Origin of the sequence: Caulobacter sp. D5 (genome assembly GCF_003185805.1) — a bacterium.
In the GTDB taxonomy this organism is placed as follows: domain Bacteria; phylum Pseudomonadota; class Alphaproteobacteria; order Caulobacterales; family Caulobacteraceae; genus Caulobacter.
In genome coordinates, this window is sequence record NZ_QHJY01000171.1 from 1 (window position 1) to 2,248 (window position 2,248).

A 2,248-nucleotide genomic window follows, 5' to 3' on the forward strand; every position below is an offset into this window, starting at 1 on the left:
GTCGGCGCGGGGGCCGGAGCCGAACCGGCCAGCAGGGCGGCCAGGGCGTCGTCGGTCGCCACGGCTTCGCCGCGGGTGATTTCCAGGTCGCAGTCGCCGTCGACGAATTCGAAGACTTCGCGGATGGCGTTCTCGTCTTCGTCGGTCTCCAGGCGGACGGTCCAGGTCGCATAGGCGGCCTCGGCGTCCAGGAGCTCCAGCGGCGGGATGGCGCTGGCGTCCAGCGTGGCCTCGATCGGGCCCAGGCGCGCCAGTTCGCGCAGCAGCAGGGCGGTCTCGTTGGCCTTGCGGTAGAGGTCCGACTTCGGACGGATCGACACCGTCCAGACGTTGCCCGCGGCGGCGGCGACGTCGGCCGCCTGCTCGTCGATGGTGATCGTCATCGGCTGGAAGTCGAAGCCGAGGTCGTCATCGTCCAGGGCGTCGTCGGCCCCGATCAGCGCTTCGGCGGCCGGAACGGCGACCGAAGCCTCGACGACCGGCGCAGCGGCCTCGACCGGCGCGGCGGCGGGAGCCGGCGCGGCGTTCGGGTCGGTGCAGGCCTTCAGCTCGGCGGCCATCGAGGCGGAGACCGCCTCGTCGACGTCGCCCAGCCCGCGGGCCGAGCTGACATGGTCGGCCAGCACGTCCGAGGCGCGCAGCAGAGTCACCACCAGGTCCGGGGTCGCAGGCACCTCGTTGGAGCGTACGGCGTCGAGCAGGGTCTCGAACACGTGGGCGAAGCGGACCAACGGCTCGAGGCCGAAGGCGCCGGCGCCCCCCTTGATCGAGTGGACGGCGCGGAACACGGCGTTGACGGTGTCGCCATCGTCGTTGCCGTCCTGCATGGCCAGGAGCCCGCCTTCGAGGTCGGCGAGCAGTTCCTCGCATTCCTGGAAGAAGGTGACCTTGATGGCCTCTAACTCGTCCATTCCAACGTTCCTAAAACGAGAGAGTCTTCAGTACCCGAGACGAAAAGAAGAGAGACGTCAGGCCGCGACGCGGCGGATGGCGTCGACCAGCTTCTCGGGGTTGAACGGCTTGACGATCCAGCCCGTGGCGCCGGCGCGGCGCGCGCGGTCCTTCTTGGCGGGGTCGCTTTCGGTGGTGAGCACCAGGATCGGGATGGCGCGATAGTCGTCGTCGACCCGCACCGCCTCGATGAAGCCGAAGCCGTCGAGCTTGGGCATGTTGATGTCGGTGATGATTACGTCGGGGCGATGGGCCGAAAGAACTTCCAGCCCGTGCTCGCCGTCGACAGCTTCGACGACGTTGAACCCGGCGCCGGCGAGGGCCATGCGAAGCATGTCCCGCATCGTCCGGGAATCATCGACCGTGAGGACCGTCCGCGTCACGATTGAACTCCATGGATATCCGCCGAGAGAAGCGCCCCTTCGGCGCCGAACAGACGGGTGGTTTCGACAAAGGCCTCCGAAGGGGCCCGGATAGAGAAGGACTTTCCGTCCGCCGCCCAGGCGGTCTTGGCCGCGAGCAGCACCTGCAGGCACAGGCCGCCGAGGCGCCGGACGTTGCCGGCCTCGACCTCGACCGCCTCGCCGCGGCGTTCCAGGAACGCCGCCTTGAGGGGGCCCGACGCCTTCAGATCAAGCGTCTCGGGCAGCGAAAGGACAGTCATCAAAACTCCTCCCAGCCGTCGCTGACCGGGGCGGCCGCTGCGGCGGCTCCACCACGGCCAGGCCGGGCGAAGGCGCCGAGCCGGGCGCGTTGCTCGGCGACGGGGTTGCGGGCCGGCGAGTCGACATGAGCGTCGGCTTCGCGCGGGCGTTCAAAGCGTTGGGCAGAACCTTCACCCACCCGGAAGCGACCGATCAGGCGCACCAGCTCCGCGGTCTCGCCCTTCAGCGAGTGCGTCGCGGCGGTCGATTCCTCGACCATGGCGGCGTTCTGTTGGGTCACCTGATCCATCTGGTTGACGGCGGTGTTCACTTCGTTGAGGCCGGTCGCCTGCTCGGCCGCCGAGGCGGCGATCTCGGTGACCAGGGCGTCGATCTCGCCGACCTTCACCACGATCCGCTGCAGGGCTTCCCCGGTCTGGCCGACCAGGCTCACCCCGGCAGAGACCTGCTGGGTCGACGACGAGATCAGGGTCTTGATCTCCTTGGCGGCCTCGGCCGAGCGCTGGGCGAGCGCGCGGACTTCCTGGGCGACGACAGCGAAACCACGTCCCGCTTCGCCCGCCCGGGCGGCCTCCACCCCGGCGTTGAGCGCCAGGAGGTTGGTCTGGAAGGCGATCTCGTCGATCACGCCG

Annotated in this window: 4 protein-coding genes; all 4 read right to left on the minus strand. The window is 69.3% G+C overall.

Translation table 11 applies throughout. The annotated features are described in order from the left end of the window. On the minus strand, positions 1-911 hold a 911-nt coding region (locus DMC18_RS12530), incomplete at its 3' end, for an Hpt domain-containing protein (protein WP_199232567.1). A gap of 57 nt (positions 912-968) precedes the next feature. Further along, complete coding sequence (locus tag DMC18_RS12535) at positions 969-1,334, minus strand: response regulator (RefSeq protein WP_058347355.1); 366 nt, start codon at positions 1,332-1,334, stop codon at positions 969-971. Continuing rightward, positions 1,331-1,615: an STAS domain-containing protein gene (locus DMC18_RS12540; RefSeq protein WP_370443997.1), complete on the minus strand. Its 285-nt coding sequence runs from the start codon at positions 1,613-1,615 to the stop codon at positions 1,331-1,333. The genes DMC18_RS12535 and DMC18_RS12540 overlap by 4 nt, the downstream gene beginning before the upstream one ends. Further along, a partial coding sequence (locus tag DMC18_RS12545) for a methyl-accepting chemotaxis protein (protein WP_233248139.1) occupies positions 1,615-2,248 on the minus strand: 634 nt, incomplete at its 5' end. The genes DMC18_RS12545 and DMC18_RS12540, both read right to left, overlap by 1 nt.

What these genes read in the sequence shown, in the direction of transcription:
- DMC18_RS12540 (WP_370443997.1), bottom strand. Translation starts at nt 1,615, where the DNA reads ATGACTGTCCTTTCGCTGCCCGAGACGCTTGATCTGAAGGCGTCGGGC.